18 protein-coding genes and 1 tRNA gene are annotated in these 14,326 nt (G+C 73.2%); 10 read left to right on the top strand and 9 right to left on the bottom strand.

Annotated features, from left to right (window positions below):
- The first annotated feature begins 23 nt into the window (after window positions 1-23).
- Window positions 24-278 carry an FmdB family zinc ribbon protein gene (locus ELR47_RS01370; protein ID WP_130648259.1) on the top strand — a complete coding sequence of 85 codons (255 nt, stop codon included), beginning with the start codon at window positions 24-26 and terminating at the stop codon, window positions 276-278.
- 22 nt (window positions 279-300) lie between these two features.
- Here ELR47_RS01370 and ELR47_RS01375 read toward each other — a convergent pair whose 3' ends face one another.
- The 4 genes from ELR47_RS01375 to ELR47_RS01390 form a co-directional block, all read right to left on the bottom strand.
- Entirely contained in the window at window positions 301-624 is a 324-nt protein-coding gene (locus ELR47_RS01375; protein ID WP_130648260.1) for a hypothetical protein, read from the bottom strand.
- 51 nt (window positions 625-675) lie between these two features.
- Window positions 676-1,221 carry a PaaI family thioesterase gene (locus ELR47_RS01380; protein ID WP_130648261.1) on the bottom strand — a complete coding sequence of 182 codons (546 nt, stop codon included), beginning with the start codon at window positions 1,219-1,221 and terminating at the stop codon, window positions 676-678.
- On the bottom strand, window positions 1,221-2,420 hold the full coding sequence (locus ELR47_RS01385) for a thiolase family protein (RefSeq protein WP_130648262.1): 1,200 nt from the start codon (window positions 2,418-2,420) through the stop codon (window positions 1,221-1,223). Before ELR47_RS01385 ends, ELR47_RS01380 begins: the two co-directional genes overlap by 1 nt.
- A gap of 84 nt (window positions 2,421-2,504) precedes the next feature.
- Window positions 2,505-3,992: a gamma-glutamyltransferase gene (locus ELR47_RS01390; protein WP_130648263.1), complete on the bottom strand. Its 1,488-nt coding sequence runs from the start codon at window positions 3,990-3,992 to the stop codon at window positions 2,505-2,507.
- A gap of 286 nt (window positions 3,993-4,278) precedes the next feature.
- On the opposite strand from ELR47_RS01390, the gene ELR47_RS01395 reads away from it, so the two are divergent.
- The 3 genes from ELR47_RS01395 (at window position 4,279) to ELR47_RS01405 (ending at window position 5,998) form a co-directional block, all read left to right on the top strand.
- Window positions 4,279-5,448, top strand: coding sequence for an ATP-binding protein (locus tag ELR47_RS01395; protein WP_130648264.1), 1,170 nt, complete (start codon window positions 4,279-4,281; stop codon window positions 5,446-5,448).
- 9 nt (window positions 5,449-5,457) lie between these two features.
- Window positions 5,458-5,904 carry an ATP-binding protein gene (locus ELR47_RS01400; RefSeq protein WP_130648265.1) on the top strand — a complete coding sequence of 149 codons (447 nt, stop codon included), beginning with the start codon at window positions 5,458-5,460 and terminating at the stop codon, window positions 5,902-5,904.
- A 21-nt stretch (window positions 5,905-5,925) separates the two neighbouring features.
- Window positions 5,926-5,998, top strand: a tRNA-Ala gene (locus ELR47_RS01405).
- 111 nt (window positions 5,999-6,109) lie between these two features.
- On the opposite strand, the gene ELR47_RS01410 is transcribed toward ELR47_RS01405, so the two are convergent.
- A complete protein-coding gene (locus ELR47_RS01410) occupies window positions 6,110-7,039 on the bottom strand; it encodes a DUF1028 domain-containing protein (RefSeq protein WP_205745381.1) in 930 nt (309 codons plus the stop codon).
- A gap of 210 nt (window positions 7,040-7,249) precedes the next feature.
- On the opposite strand from ELR47_RS01410, the gene ELR47_RS01415 reads away from it, so the two are divergent.
- The 3 genes from ELR47_RS01415 to ELR47_RS01425 all read left to right on the top strand — a co-directional run bounded on the left by ELR47_RS01415 (window position 7,250) and on the right by ELR47_RS01425 (window position 9,047).
- Window positions 7,250-7,636: an acyl-CoA thioesterase gene (locus tag ELR47_RS01415; protein ID WP_165404189.1), complete on the top strand. Its 387-nt coding sequence runs from the start codon at window positions 7,250-7,252 to the stop codon at window positions 7,634-7,636.
- 211 nt (window positions 7,637-7,847) lie between these two features.
- Window positions 7,848-8,150 (top strand): hypothetical protein, encoded by a 303-nt coding sequence (locus ELR47_RS01420; RefSeq protein ID WP_130648266.1) that lies wholly within the window; start codon window positions 7,848-7,850, stop codon window positions 8,148-8,150.
- Window positions 8,151-8,285: 135 nt separating this feature from the next.
- Window positions 8,286-9,047: a lysophospholipid acyltransferase family protein gene (locus tag ELR47_RS01425; RefSeq protein ID WP_130648267.1), complete on the top strand. Its 762-nt coding sequence runs from the start codon at window positions 8,286-8,288 to the stop codon at window positions 9,045-9,047.
- 58 nt (window positions 9,048-9,105) lie between these two features.
- On the opposite strand, the gene ELR47_RS01430 is transcribed toward ELR47_RS01425, so the two are convergent.
- Window positions 9,106-10,623 carry an FAD-dependent oxidoreductase gene (locus ELR47_RS01430; RefSeq protein ID WP_130648268.1) on the bottom strand — a complete coding sequence of 506 codons (1,518 nt, stop codon included), beginning with the start codon at window positions 10,621-10,623 and terminating at the stop codon, window positions 9,106-9,108.
- A 271-nt stretch (window positions 10,624-10,894) separates the two neighbouring features.
- Here ELR47_RS01430 and ELR47_RS01435 point away from each other — a divergent pair, with 271 nt between their 5' ends.
- The 3 genes from ELR47_RS01435 to ELR47_RS01445 all read left to right on the top strand — a co-directional run bounded on the left by ELR47_RS01435 (window position 10,895) and on the right by ELR47_RS01445 (window position 12,911).
- Complete coding sequence (locus ELR47_RS01435; protein ID WP_130648269.1) at window positions 10,895-11,422, top strand: helix-turn-helix transcriptional regulator; 528 nt, start codon at window positions 10,895-10,897, stop codon at window positions 11,420-11,422.
- Window positions 11,423-11,462: 40 nt separating this feature from the next.
- On the top strand, window positions 11,463-12,038 hold the full coding sequence (locus ELR47_RS01440; RefSeq protein ID WP_130648270.1) for a hypothetical protein: 576 nt from the start codon (window positions 11,463-11,465) through the stop codon (window positions 12,036-12,038).
- A 186-nt stretch (window positions 12,039-12,224) separates the two neighbouring features.
- The gene (locus ELR47_RS01445) at window positions 12,225-12,911 is read left to right on the top strand and encodes a hemerythrin domain-containing protein (protein ID WP_130648271.1); all 687 of its coding nucleotides are present in this window, start codon (window positions 12,225-12,227) and stop codon (window positions 12,909-12,911) included.
- Here ELR47_RS01445 and ELR47_RS01450 read toward each other — a convergent pair.
- The 3 genes from ELR47_RS01450 to ELR47_RS01460 are packed head-to-tail and all read right to left on the bottom strand — an operon-like array spanning window position 12,850 to window position 14,326.
- On the bottom strand, window positions 12,850-13,590 hold the full coding sequence (locus ELR47_RS01450) for a cytochrome c oxidase assembly protein (RefSeq protein WP_130648272.1): 741 nt from the start codon (window positions 13,588-13,590) through the stop codon (window positions 12,850-12,852). The genes ELR47_RS01445 and ELR47_RS01450 overlap by 62 nt on opposite strands.
- 5 nt (window positions 13,591-13,595) lie before the next feature.
- Entirely contained in the window at window positions 13,596-13,973 is a 378-nt protein-coding gene (locus ELR47_RS01455; RefSeq protein WP_130648273.1) for a c-type cytochrome, read from the bottom strand.
- Entirely contained in the window at window positions 13,970-14,326 is a 357-nt protein-coding gene (locus ELR47_RS01460) for a hypothetical protein (RefSeq protein WP_130648274.1), read from the bottom strand. The genes ELR47_RS01455 and ELR47_RS01460 overlap by 4 nt, the downstream gene beginning before the upstream one ends.

Here is a 14,326-nt window from a genome sequence, read left to right on the forward strand (position 1 = left end):
GAGGCTGGACGAGGAGCGGGCCGATGCCGGTGTACGAGTACGCGTGCCAGGACTGTGGACAGCGGACCGAGCGGCTGCTGCCACACGCCCGGGCCGCCACGCCCGGCCCCTGTCCGGACTGTGCCGGCACGCTCCAGCGCCGCTACAGCCGCGTCGGCGTGCGCCTCAACGGTTGGGGGTTCTCGCGCACGGACGGCTTCGTGCCCGATCGTCCCGGCCGTGGGGAGTTCAGGACCGTGAGCGAGCGCGCGGAGCGCATCGCCGACGGCGGGAGCTGAACGACCGCCGGCACACCTCGACTCAGTTGAGGATCTCGGTGCGCTCGTGCATGCGCTGGCCGCAGTGGCTGGGCGCGCGGGAGGTCCCGCGCACGAGCAGCAGGACCTCGGTGCCGCACTCCTCGCACCAGAACAGGGTGCGCTCGCCGGAGCCGACGGGGGCGACCTCGAGCTCGTCCTCGTCGGGCATCCCGGGTGCCTTCGCGTCGCGCCCGAGCACACGCAGCGACGCGAGCAGCCAGGTCAGCATCGCCCAGCCCAGCAGCGGGGCGAGGACCCACCGCCAACCGAACAGCACGCCGACGGCGACCGCCAGACCGGCGGCGGGGATCAGCAGCAGCACCACGGTGGCCACCTCGGCGGCAGGGACGACGGACCCCAGTGTGCCCGACGTCGGTCAGTGCGTGGCACGCCAGTCGCCGCTCCAGGCGTCCTCGCCCAGGTGCCACCGGTCGGTGCGGTGCACGAGCGCGTGCAGGCTCGCGACCAGCGCCCCGTCGTCGGTCACCTCGATGAGATAGGCGCCGGTGCGCTTGGTGCGGTGCCGTTCGCGTCCCGTCGCCACCAGGCGCGCACCCGGCGCGGCACTGGCCAGGAACTGCACGTCGACCGACAACGCGACCGCCAGCCGTCCCCAGGAGTTGGAGGCGACCGCGAACGCGACGTCGCCGAGACCGAAGCCGACCCCGCCGTGCAGCAGTCCGGCGAAGTTGCGGTGCCGGTCGGTGACGGTGAGCCCGATCCGCGACCAGCCACCGCCCCAGGCCTCGACCTCCGCACCGAGGTGGCCGGCGTACTCGTCCCCGCGCCAGATGGCGTCGAGCGCCTCGGTGTTGGGCACCTCGACGCCGCCGACGTCGTCCGCGGGCACGTCGACGTCGGCACCGGGGATCCCGGCACCGTTCCCGGGGTGGTCGGGCACTGGCACGTCGGAGGCGGACATCAGCCCAGTCGCTCCAGGACGGTGGCGTTGGCCATGCCCCCGCCCTCGCACATGGTCTGCAACCCGTAGCGCCCACCGGTCTGCTCGAGCACGTGCAGCAGGGTGGTGGTCAGCTTCGCCCCGGACGCCCCGAGCGGGTGGCCGTTGGCGATTGCGCCCCCGTTGACGTTGACCTTGTCGAGCTCGGCACCGGTCTCCTGGGCCCAGGCGAGCACCACCGGGGCGAACGCCTCGTTGACCTCGAAGGCGTCGATGTCACCGATGTCCAGACCGGCGCGACGCAACACCTGCGCGGTGGCGGGGATGACGCCGGTGAGCATGAAGATCGGGTCGTCACCGGCGACCGCCATGGTGTGCACGCGGGCCCGCGGGCGCAGCCCGAGCGCCTCGGCCTTCGACCGTTCCATCACCAGGACGGCGGCGGCACCGTCGGAGATCTGCGACGCGCCACCGGCGGTGACCACCCACTGGATCTGCGGGAAGCGCTGCGCGAGTGCCTCGTCCTCGAAGGCGGGGCGCAGTCCGGCCAGGGTCTCGGGGGTCGAATCGGGACGGATGCCCTCGTCGGCGCGCATCGTCTCGCCGGTCGACCCGTCACCGCGGTCGACGGGCGTGGGCAGCAGCTCGGCCGCGAAGCGTCCGTCGGCGGTCGCGGCGGCGGCGCGCTGGTGCGACCGTGCACTGAAGGCGTCGAGCTGCCCGCGGTCGAGCCCCCACTTGGCCGCGATCAGCTCCGCGGAGATGCCCTGGTTGACCAGGCCGTCGGGATAGCGCGCGAGGATGCGGGTACCGAACGGGTCCTGCCCCATCGTGGAGGAGAACATCGGCACGCGCGACATGAGCTCGACCCCGCAGGCGACCGCGACGTCGTAGCTGCCGGCGATCACGCCCTGGGCGGCGAAGTGCAGCGCCTGCTGCGACGAGCCGCACTGGCGGTCGATGGTGGTGGCGGGCACCGACTCCGGGAACCCGGCGGCCAGCACGGCGTTGCGCGCGACGTTGAAGGCTTGCGCACCGGCCTGCGAGACGCAGCCCGCGATGACGTCGTCGATCTCGCCGGCGTCGATCCCCGCCCGCTCGACCAGCCCCTGCAGCGTGTGGGCCAGCAGGTCGACCGGGTGCCAGCCGGACAGGGCCCCACCGGGCTTGCCACGCCCGACCGGGGTGCGTACCGCTTCGACGATCACTGCCTCACGCATGCCGCGCCTCCCTGTCGTGGGTCGCGCCCGACGACCCGCCGCTCCGGCGCCGAGGCTACCCCGACCGGGACGGCGAACGGAACGTCAGGGCGCATTCCGTTCCCCCTCGACGACGGCGGCCGCTCCGCCGCGTCGCGGGTCGCCGGCGGCGGCGCCGTCGGGAGTCACGACGTTGGTGCCGCCGAAGTACAGGTCCGTGACGTCCCAGAGGTTGACGCGACGCTCGCGCGCGAGGGCGGCGACGGCGTCGGGGGCGAAGCCCGGCTCGACCTGCACGGTGGCGCCGTCGAAGTGGACGCGCGGCGCCCGGACCGCCGCCGCGACGTCCATGCCGTGGTCCACGAGCGCGACGACGACCTGCGTCATGGCCGTGCGGATCCGCTCGGAACCGCCGCTACCGAGCACGACCGGTGCCGCACCCTGACGCAGCAGGACCGAGGGCGCCATCATCGAGCCGACGCGACGACCCGCGTCGTGGCGCAACCGACGCGCCGTCGCGCCCGGACGCAGCGCCGGGTTGAGGTCGGACTCGCCCATGATGTTGTTCGCCATGACCCCGGTGTCGCCGAGGATCACCCCGCTGCAGCTGCCGTTGGAGGTGGTCATCGACGCCAGGTTGCCCGCGTCGTCGCAGACGCTGACATGGGTGGTCCCGCGCCGGCTCTGCAGCACGGCGTCGGCGTCCGGATCGTCGCCCGCGTCCGTGCCCGCGTCACCCGAGCCGGTGTGGTGACGCCAGACCTCGTCGAAGGCGTCGACGAGCTGTCGCAGCCGCTCGCCGCTGCCGAACGCGGCCGGTACGCGCGCCGCCAACTGCTGCAGGCCGCGGGCGAGGAGTCGCCCGCCGAGCGACGGGCCCGGATTGGTGATCAACGTCGCGTCGCGATAGTCCACCCGCAACGGCTCGCGTTCGACCACCCGGTAGGCCGCGAGGTCGTCGACGCTGAGCAGCCCGCCGTTCGCGGCCATGTCCCGCGCGATCGCGCCGGCGATCCCGGGGTCGTCGAACCCCGCCACCGTGGCGTCGGCGACCGCGGCGAGGAAGTCGGCCAGCGGCCGGTTGCGGACCGCGGCGTCCACGGCCAGGCGTCGGCCGCCCGGCAGGAACCGCTCCCGGCCCTCGGCGGAGCGGCCGAGGATCGGTTCGAGCAGGTGCACCACCGCGGCCTGGTGGGGGCCGAGCACCACGCCGTCGGCCGCCAGGCGGCGGGCGGGCTCGACGACCTCGGCCAGCGGCAACCGTCCGAGGCGGCGCTGGACGTGCAGGTAGCCCGGCAGACAGCCGGGTACGGCGACCGAGCCGTGCCCGACGTGGAACACCTGGTCGGCGGCACCGAACCGCAGGGTCACCGCGTCGAGTCGCGGCTCGACCTCGTCGGGGACACCGCGGCCCGGGGTGTCGACGAAGAAATCGAACAGCGTCTCGTCACCCGCCGCGGTGCGGGCGAGCAGGAACCCGCCGCCGCCGAGGCTGCTCAGACACGGCTCGACGACGGCTGCCGCGAAGCCGGCGGCGACGGCGGCGTCGAAGGCGTTGCCGCCCGCCTCGAGCACGCGTGCCGCGGCAGCCACGGTCTGCTCGTGTCCGGCGGCCACCACACCCCGTGGTGGCGTCCGTGGTGCGCCGATCGGCCGTCCTCTCGTGCGTGGGAGCGGCGGCAGCCTGCCACGCGGTCCGGCGATCCGGCGCTGCCAGGACCGACCGACCGCACCGGCGAGGTCGTGCGATCCTCCCGCCGTCCCCTCGGGCCCAACCGTCCTTCCCGCGGTTTCCGGGACGAATGCGCTAGCTTTCCTATACTCCACTCGCAAGCACTCGCACGGTTCGCGCCGTCGAACCGAGGATCCGAGGTCCGCGATGCCCAACCCGTTCGAGGACGTCACCGAGGGCGGAGCGCTCGATCCTGCCGCGAATCCCTTCCGGCCGGGGATGGGGCGTGTGCCCCCCGACTTCGGCGGCCGCGAACCGGCGCTGCGACGGGCGAAGGTGGTGGTCGACCGCCTCTCGCGTCCCGCAGCACCGCAGCTGGTGCTCTACCGCGGCGTTCGCGGGGTCGGCAAGACCGCACTGCTCGCCTACGTGCGCCAGCAGGCCGAGCGTCGGGGGGTGCTGACCCTCGCACTGGAGGCGGACCGGGGCGACACGGATCTCGTCGCCGCCCGCGAGACGCTGCGACGTGGCGCCGCCCCGCTGGTCGAACGGGCCGACGAGGCCGTCCTGCGACGTTGCGGCAGCCTGCGCCTCGGCCGCAACGGCCAGGTCGAGGCGGCGAAGACCGGCACGTCGGCCGCGACGGTGGAGCGGCTGATCGCCGACCTCGGTTTCCTGGCCGCACAGCTCGGACAAGGGATTCTGCTCACCGTCGACGAGGTGCAGGAGGCCGAGCAGACGCTGCTCAAGCCGCTGCTGCGGGCCGCCCACCTCGCGTCGCAGGAGGACCGACCGCTGGGGGTGCTGCTGTCGGGACTGCCGTCCGCGGCCGAGACGCTGTTCGACGAGGGGCAGACCTACACCGAGCGGCTCGAGCGGCTCGAACTCGGCCTGCTCGACCGTGCCGGCACCGTGGAGGCCATCCGACGCCCCTTCGAGCGGGAGGCCGACGTGCTCGTCGACGAGCACGTACTCGACCACGTCCACGACGAGTCCGGCGGCTATCCGTGGTTCGTGCAGTTGTGGGGCGCCGCGTTGTGGGACTCGGCGCGCGACGCCTCCCGGGTCGATCTCGTCGACGCCCGGGTCGCCGGCGTCGAGGTGCACGAGCGGGTGCAGGCGTTCTTCGCCGACCGCTGGCGTCGGGTGCCCACCGGGCGGGGCGCGCTGCTCACCGTCGCGCTCGCCGAGCAGGGCGGCGACGCGGAGATGGGTGACCTGACCGAGGTTCTCGACCTCACCCACCAGGCGCTCTCGCCCGCGCGTCGCGAACTGGTCGAGCGCGGGTTGTGCTGGGCCCCGGCACGGGGTCGGTTGGCGTTCACGGTCCCGGGGTTCGCCGACTGGGTGGCACGCACGCGGCCGGACCGTGCCTGAACCGGGCCGGTGAGCGACGTGTCGGACGACGGCGTCCCGCCGGCAGCACTGGTCGTCGACCTCGACGGACGGCCGTTCGAGGTGCCACGCGTGCGGAACCTGGTACGTACCTGGCTGACGCAGGCCGGCGTCCAGCGCAGCGAGGACGTCGTGCTCGTGGTGTCGGAACTGGTGGCCAACGCCGTCGAGCACGGCGGCCCGACGATCCGGCTCGCGCTGACACCGGTGGCGCGCGACCTGCTGGTCGAGGTCGCCGACGACGGCGGCGGTACCGCGCCGCACGTCCGTGGCGGGTCCCCGCGGCGCATGCCGGCGCCGACCGCGACGCGTGGCCGCGGGCTCGCCCTGGTGGATCGCCTGGTCGACGCCCTCGAGGTGACCGGCGGTCCGGCCGGCACCCGCGTGCGTGCCCGCCTCGCGGGCGTCGTCCCGCCGCGTCCGCCCGACCCGCGCTGACCGCTACCCTGCGCGCTCCCCGGGCCCGTAGCTCAGTTGGCAGAGCGCTGCCTTTGCAAGGCAGATGTCGTCGGTTCGATTCCGATCGGGTCCACGCAACGCACCGCCGGGACGCCACACCATGCCGGTGGTGTCCCCCGACCGCCACGTCTCGACGTGGCGTCGGGACCCGGCCGAGCCGAGCCGAACCTCGAGAGGGCCGGGCTCAGGTACGGGTGGGGAGCAGGCGCTCGAGCAGGTGGCGGTCGGGCACCAGGCCGGCCGGACCGAAGCGGCGCGCGGCCTCGACGAACGGCGGCGCACACTCCGCCAGCTCCGCGAAGATGGCGCGGGCGTCGTCCTCGCGACCGGCGAGTGCCAGGACGATGGCCCGCCACAACAACAGGTCCGGCTCCGAGTGCGGGTCCTCCTCGCGCATGCGGTCGAGGTCGACGACGGCCTGTTCCGCCTCGCCGTCGAGGGCCCGCTCGAACGCGCTCACGACGCGGTGGTAGCGGGCGCTCTGGTCCAGCAGCCGGTCCAGTTCGCCGAGCGGGTCCTCGTGGTCGTCGACGCGCAGGTTGTTGACCTGGTCGCGCCAGGGACGACCGGTCCGTTCGGCGCGCACGACCAGCACGGCCGCCGAACGCCGCCCGCGGAAGTCCCCACCGGCGTCCTCGGCGGCGTGCAACGCCTTCATCAGCCGACGCGCGAGGGGCCCACCCGCTGCCTCGTACGCCTCGATCATCGACTCCCAGACCGTCGGTGAGGCGACCATGTTCGCCAGCGCCACGCTGCTCTCCCCGAACACGTGCCCGGCCGAGGAGACGCAGTCCTCCCCGGTCCACACGTCGATGCCGCCCTCGGCGTCGACCATCGCCACCTGTCGCCGCTCGGGGTGCGAGTCGATGCTGCGCAGCGCGGCGAGGACCTCGGGTGCGGTGAGCCCGCCGCGCAGCATGTCGAGCCCGAGCTCGCCGTACATCGGCTCGCCCATCGACTGGGTCGCGATCACGCCGTAACCGGGCAACGCCCACGGCACGCTGGCTCCGACCGCCAGCGCCTGGGTCTGCGTCGCGACGCCCATCTGCCCCGTGCGGGGATCACGGGCCACGATCGAGTAGGTCACCGGCAGTACCTCCGCGGTCGACGACACGGCGCCCACCTCGTCTCGTCGTGCGCGCCTGCGACGTGTTGGTACTCGGCCGCGCCGGCCCGGCGCCCCGCCCGACCCTGCCCGTTGAGCCACCCGAGGACCGCAAGGGCCCGTGGCCTAGCCTGGCGCGGCCGCCTGCGAGGAGCCGTCGTGACTGCCCTGCGAGACCTTCCCGTGCCCACCCGTGATCGGTTCCCGCACCGGCGACCGATGCCGACCCGTTGGCAGGACAACGACCACTACGGGCACGTCAACAACGTCGTCTACTACGCCTGGTTCGACACCACGGTCAACGGCTACCTGCTCGACCACGCCGGTGTCGACACCCGGGAGCTCGCGGCGGTCGGACTGGTGGTGGAGACGGGGTGCCGGTACCTGCATCCGGTGTCCTTCCCGCAACACCTCGAGATCGGGCTCGGGGTCGAGCGTCTGGGCGACACGAGCATCACCTACCGGTTGGCCGTCTTCGCCGACGGACGCGACGAGGCGGTCGCACTCGGGCGCTTCACCCACGTCTACGTCGAGCAGAGCTCGGGCCGCCCGGCGCCGGTCCCGACCGTCGTTCGGAACACGGTGACGCCGCTGCTGCTCGGCTGAGTCGTCGCGACGCCGGAGGGACCGCGGTGCTCCGCAACGGGGTTCGGCCGGGTGGGCACCCGACCGGTGGGCGGGTCGAGCGGACCGCGCGGGCGGGGTGGCCGGCGGCGATGGTGACACGCCGGCCGGGACGTACCTGCGGTTCTCGGCTGCCACGCCGTCATCGTGGTCGTCCGCCCACAACGGGCCCACGAGCGAGACGGAGGACCGCATGGCGCAGAACCTGTGGATGCTGGACGGCGACGAGCACGCGGTGGCGGTGTCCGACCAGACCCAGCCGGGGGACTTCGTCGTCCGCCGCGCCGGTGACCTGGTCGAGGTCGGGGAGATCGACGACGGCGAGGAGCCTCGCATCGCCTGGTTCGGCGAGGTCGACGCCGCCGTCCTGCCGGCCATGGACGAGGTCGAGACGGCCGAGGACCGGCCCGGCCCCCTGCAGCGCATCCGCGAGGACGGTGACCTCCGCGCCGCCATCGAAGGCATCGAGACCGCCGAGCGCACCCGCGGCGGCTGAGCACCTGACGTTGGTTTCGACGCGCCGGCGCGGCAGGATGCGCCGGCGCGTCGTGGTGCCGGCGCGACCGCGACACACGACACACCACGACGGAACCGGCGCCGTGCACGCCGTCCGAGCGACGAGAGCAGGCGCATGGACCCCTACGAAGGCATCGCTGCCGGCTTCCGCGGCGCCTGGCGTGCCCTGCGCCTCGACATCCGGACCGTCGACCACGACCAGGTCCCGTCGACGGGGCCGGCCATCCTCGCCAGCAACCACATCGGCTACCTCGACTTCTGCTTCGTGGCCCTGGCGCCACCTCGCCCCCGACGTCGCGTGCGTTTCCTGGCCCGACACGACATCTTCGACCGTCGGGTGGTCGGCACGGCCATGCGGGCCATGCGGCAGATCCCGGTCGACACCCACGGCGACCCCACCACCGCCTTCGTGCACGCCGAGGCGGCGTTGGCCCGCGGCGACGTCGTCGGCGTCCATCCCGAGGGCACCATCAGCCCGTCGTTCGTGCCACGTCGGGGACGCACCGGCACCGTCCGGCTCGCGCAGACGACCGGCGCCCCGATCGTGCCCGTCGCGGTGTGGGGCAGCCAACGACTGCTCACGAAGTGGCAGCCCACGCGGCTGCGCAGTGGCATCTGCGTCAGCGTCCGGTACGGCGAGCCCTGGCACCCGCCCGCCGACGCGGCACCGGCCCGCGCCACGGCCGAGCTGATGCGACGCATCCGTGACCTGTTGGCGCGGGAACAGGCCACCTACCCCCAGCAGCCTCGCGACGAGCGCGACCGGTGGTGGCTGCCCGCACACCTCGGCGGGACCGCGCCGACACCCGAGGAGGCCGACGCCCGCCTGCGCGCACAGGCCCAGGCCCGTCGGGCCGCGCGGCGTGGCCAGCCCTGAGCGCCTCCGGCGGACACGGTGGGCGTCGTCGAGCGTGTGGCCTGCGGGTCGAGCGCACCTACAGGGGCCGCAGCGGCGACGTCGCCGGTGCCTCGAGGACCTCGCCGTCGGGGGCGAAGCGCGAACCGTGGCAGCCGCAGTCCCAGGTCTGTTCGTCGGCGTTCCAGCGCACCAGACAGCCGAGGTGGGTGCAGGTCGCCGACACCGTGTGCAACTCGCCGTCGAGCGTACGGGCCACGGCGACCGGGGTCCGGCCACGGCGCACCAGCCGACCTTCCCCCGGTGCGAGCTCCGGATCACCGGGCAGCGCCCGGAGACGATCGCCGACGAAGAGACCGCCGACACGCAGGTTGGCCCGCAGGATCTGCTTCCAGCCGGTGGGAGGCTCGATCCGTTGGGTGTCGAACGCCCCTTCGAACGGGTCGGGTCCGCCCTGCATGCGCGTGACCAGCGCCTCGGCGGCGGCCGTGCCGAAGGCCAGGCCCCACTTGCCGAAACCCGTCGCCGTCCACAACCCTTCGCCCGGCAACGGCCCGACGTACGGGCGGCCGTCGGAGGGCATCTGGTCCTGCGCCATCCACCGGTGGTCCACGGAGGTCACGGCGAAGTGCTCGCGCACCCAGTCGGCCAGCTGATCGGTACGACCCTGCAGGGCACCGCTGCCGGCCGTGGGTTCGCTCATCCCGACGGCGATGAGGTGTTCACCGGTGCGGGGTGTGCGGCTCGAGCGGATCGACCAGGTGCGCTGCTCCTGGAACAGGTACATGCCGCGGGGCGCGGGCCCGTCGAGCCTGGCGGACACCCCGACGGCCGACATCGGCTTGCTCCGACCGAACAGCAGCTTCGCATCGTGGTGCGTCGGCAGCCGCGTGGCGAGCACGACGTCGTCGCTGCGCACCTCGGCCCGATCGGTCAGGACCCGCCAACGCCGGGAGCCCTTGCGCTCGCGGACCACGTCGACGACCCGGGCGTGCTCGTGAACCGCCCCGCCGAGCGCCAGGACCGCTGCTGCCAGGCCCTGGCAGTAGCGCACCGCGTGCATCTGGCGCTGGTCGGGCACGGTGAGACACGGCCGGCCGGCGAAGGGCACCTCGTCGGGCGCGGGCCCGACCTCGACCTCGAGCCCCGCCTCACGTGCGGCGGCCGCCTCCTGTTCGAGCGACCCGACGGTGTCGTCGGTCAGCGCCACGAGCGAGGCCGGCACCTGCTCGGCGTCGCACGCGATGCCGTAGTCGGTGGTGAGCCGGTCGAACAACTCGATCCCCCGCTGGTTGGCACGGGCGTAGCGCCGGGCGGCATCCGCACCGATCGACGACCGCAACGTGGCGAGCCGGGTCTCGTTCTGGGCGGTCACCTTGCCGGTCGTGCCACCGGTCGTCCCGCTCGCGAGCCCGCGGGCCTCGAGCACCACCACCCGCAGTCCCGCCTCCGCGGCCAGCAGCGCCGTGGTGAGCCCCAGGATGCCACCACCGACGACCGTCAGGTCGGCATCGGCGAGCCCCTCGATCGACGTCAGGGCTGCGGCGACGTCGGCCGTGTCGCGCCAGTAACTGCGGTCGTGGTCGCGTGATTCCATGCCTGCCTCCGGGCCCGATCGCGTTCCTGGTCGCCTTCGCCAGCAACCGGGGCGGGTTGCTGCACCGGCCCCCGGTGGCCGTCACCTCCACCTCAGCGGCGCCGGCGTCCCGACGCTGCCCGGGGCCCCGGCCGTCGGGATCCGGCCGTTCGGGCCGGTTGGTCCCCTCGACCGGCGAAGTCGTGGTCTATTGGACACGCGACCGGGTGACCCTGCCTGTCGACGTGGGTCAAGGTGACGGTCACGAGACCACCCTGAACGGAGTTTCAGCATGAGCCGGGAACTGACGTGCTGCAACGACACCTACGTCCGGGGCACCGACGCCGTGTGGCGGTACCGCTGGAGCGAACCGGTCCCCGGCGCGGTCGATCTCACCCTCGCCGACGTGTTCGCCATCCACCTCGGACCCAACGACTCCGTGCCGATGCGACAACTCAGTCCCGACGAGGTGTCCTGGGTCAAGGGCGAGGCGGCCGACCTCGAGAACGTGCTGCTGCGTCCGTCACGCAACGGTCGGTCCGCCGGCGTGGGTGATCTCGTCGTGGGCATGCAGGCGCCGGAACTGCACGTGCTGACCATGCTGACGGTCGCCGACATCGGCCAGCTCGCCGGCGTCTCCAAGGCCACGATCGACAGCTACCGCTATCGCGGGTACCTCCCGGCGCCACAGGCCACCCGCGGTCGCACCCCGCTGTGGGCGCGACCGATCATCCGGCACTGGCTGGACAACCGGCCGGGCTGCGGGTGGCGAACCGATCTGTACGGCTCCACGTTGGAGTCTGCCCGGGCCGGCGGCTGACGCTCGCCGGTGGCCGAAGTCGAACTCAGGAGTTGCCTCGATGGCCGATCAACACGTGGTACGGGCCCTGGTGGCCCAGGACGACGCACCCCGCCTGCGCCGGGAGCTGATGGACGAGCTCCAGCTCCCCGCCGACCACATCGCGGTCACCGCCGCGGAGCCGGCCGACTACCGCGACGAAGCGCCCGACCAGGAGATCCACCGCATGTTCCAGGTGGGCAGCCGCCGGGCCGTGCTCGGGGCCCTGGCCGGTGCCCTGCTCGCACTGCTCGTGGTCCTGGTGATCCCCCCGCTGCGCGACTGGCTGCCCTTCAGCCTCATCCTGCTCTTCGGTGGTGCCTGGGGCGGTGGGATCGCGGCCACGGCGCGCGGCATCCAGACCTCCAAGCGCGAGGACGACCTCGGCGAGGACATCCATCACGTGGATGCGGCCGACGCGGCGCACCTGCGGCTGCTGACGGTGACCGTCGACCGCGACCGCGAGGGCGTCGTCGACCTGCTCCGCAAGCAGGGTGCCACGCTGCTCGACTCGAGGAACCCCAAGGTCGGGCGCGGCCCCGGCGAGCGCCCCGCCAGCCCCGGGCACGGTCCGAGCACGGGTGACCATCGCGACTGACGTGCGAGCGGCGGGCGCGCGCACCCAGGGACGCGCGGCCGGTTGCCGTCGGACGCCGTACACCTCATGCTTTGGTCGTTGGACCAAGTCGCGCTGCGGTCACCATCCGACTGCCGCAGCGGCGCGGCGCGGACCCTTCAGTGCATCGTCAGGATATCGCCATACCGGGAGAAGGCGGGGGAAGCGATGACGACCGGCACCGGCAGCGCCCACGACCTGTTGCACGTGCTCGCCCGGGACCACCGCCGCTTCGACGAGCGGTGTCGGACCTTCCTCGACGCGCCCACCCGCCGCGGTGAGCGCCTGTTGCGGGGACTCGCGGTCGACGTGCTGGCGCACGAGGCAGCCGAGCAGTTGCTGCTGCACCCGCTGGTCGCCGACCGGCTGCCGCGTGGTCACCTGTTGGCCACTGCGCGGCTCGAGGAGGAGGACCTGCTCGAGCGGTTGCTGCTCGACGCGCTGGACCAGCCGCTGGCGTCGGAGCAGTTCCGTCACCGGTTCCAGCTGGTGCACCGCCATCTGGTCGAGCACACCGATCGCGAGGAGCTCGAGGTCTTCCCGTACCTGCGTCACGTGGTGCAGCGCCGGGAACTGCGCGAGCTCGGTCGGCTGTACACGACGCTGATGGTGCGGATCCCGACCCGCATGCAGTGCCGTCTGGAGACGGTCGACAGCGGTCAGCGACGGCCGCTGCTGCGTCTGCGCGACGTCGGCTGCGACGTGCTCCGCGAGCTCGGATCGGTGCTGCCCATCGGAGTCGCGCCGGGAGCCGACGACCTGCTCGCCCCGATTCGTGGTGTCGTCATCGACGTCACCGAGGCAACCCTGACGGCTGCGGGGTCCGCTGTTGACGGGCGAGCCAGCGCACGATGAGGGTGACCGCCGTCCCCACGTAGACGACCAGCGCGGTGACCTTCATCAGCGCCCCACCGATGCGTTGCGACGACAGCGCGTCGGGTTGCCCGGCGTACCAGGGATAGAGCAGCTCCGACGAGCCCAGCAGCAGGATGCCGAGCGCCGCTCCACCGATCGCGCTGACGGCTGCGCCCAGGACGGCGGCCAGCACGGTCCGGGACGTCTCCGCCGCGGCCAGGATCGCCGACCAGAGCACGACCGCCGAGCCGAGCAGCGTCAGGTGCTCGACCGCGTGCAGTCGGACGTCGGCCAGTGCCGCTTCGTAGAAGGCGGGGACGTGCCAGGCGAGCATCACGGCGACCCCGCAGACCGCCGCGGCGACCACGCGCAGACCCGGGTCGCCCGGCAGGCGCCAGGCGTCGGGCAGCGGGCGTCCGATCCCGGCGAACAGGGTGCGGACCGGCTGTCCGGCGGCCAGCGTCGGGGCAGCGACCAGCGTCAGCAGCTGGTGCTGGACCATGTGCCAGGCGAAGCTGGTGTCGGCGCGGGGTTCCACGAGTGGCCCCAGGGCCAGCGCCACCGCCGCGACGCCGGCGAGGAACGCCCACCGCCGCCAGGACGGCAGGTCGCGGTGACTCGCACCACGCCAGTGCACCGCGGCGATCGCGGCCAGCGGCAGCAGCGCGGCGGGCACCATGCCGCTCAGCCCTGGTCGAGCAGGAACGCCACGAGGTCCTCGGCGTCGTCGGGCGTGACCCCCACGTCGGGCATGCCCGTGCCGGGCGCGTGCTGCTGCGGGTTCTGGATGAAGGCGGCCAGTTGCTCCGGCGTGTTGGGCAGGGATCCGGCGATCATGCGCTGATCGGCGAGACCGTCGAGGTCCGGGCCGACGCGCCCCCGGGCCTGACGGATGCCGCCGACCTGGTGACAGGCACCGCAGCCGTAGCCGACGAACAGCTCACGCCCGTGGTCGACGTCGCCCAGGGCCAGCACCTCCTGACCACCGTCGTCACAGGCTTGCAACACCACCATCAGGACAGCGACGAGCAGTGCGGGCAGCAACGGGGTCGGACGTCTCACGGGATGGCCCCCTTCGCACACGAGTCGACGAAGAAGACGGTGGTCCCCTCCAGGGCCGTGACCAACACGAAGAACACGTTGAGCGACAACCCGAACAGCAGGGTGAAGCGTGCCTGGGTTCCCAGCGGTCGCCGCAGCCAGACCACGTTGAGCAACGTCGCGGCCGCGCCACCGAGCAGCGCCGTCGCGCTGATCGCGTGCAGCAGCCAGTCACCGACCTCGCACGCGGCCGGGACGAACAGGTAGCTCAGACCGAACCGGATCGCCCAGATGATGGTCGCCCCGAAGCTGACCAGCACGATGCCCCACCAGGCAGGGTCGCGGGTGCGTTGCCGTTGCGCCGCCACGGACAT

Source organism: Egicoccus halophilus, assembly GCF_004300825.1.
In the GTDB taxonomy this organism is placed as follows: Bacteria; Actinomycetota; Nitriliruptoria; order Nitriliruptorales; family Nitriliruptoraceae; genus Egicoccus; species Egicoccus halophilus.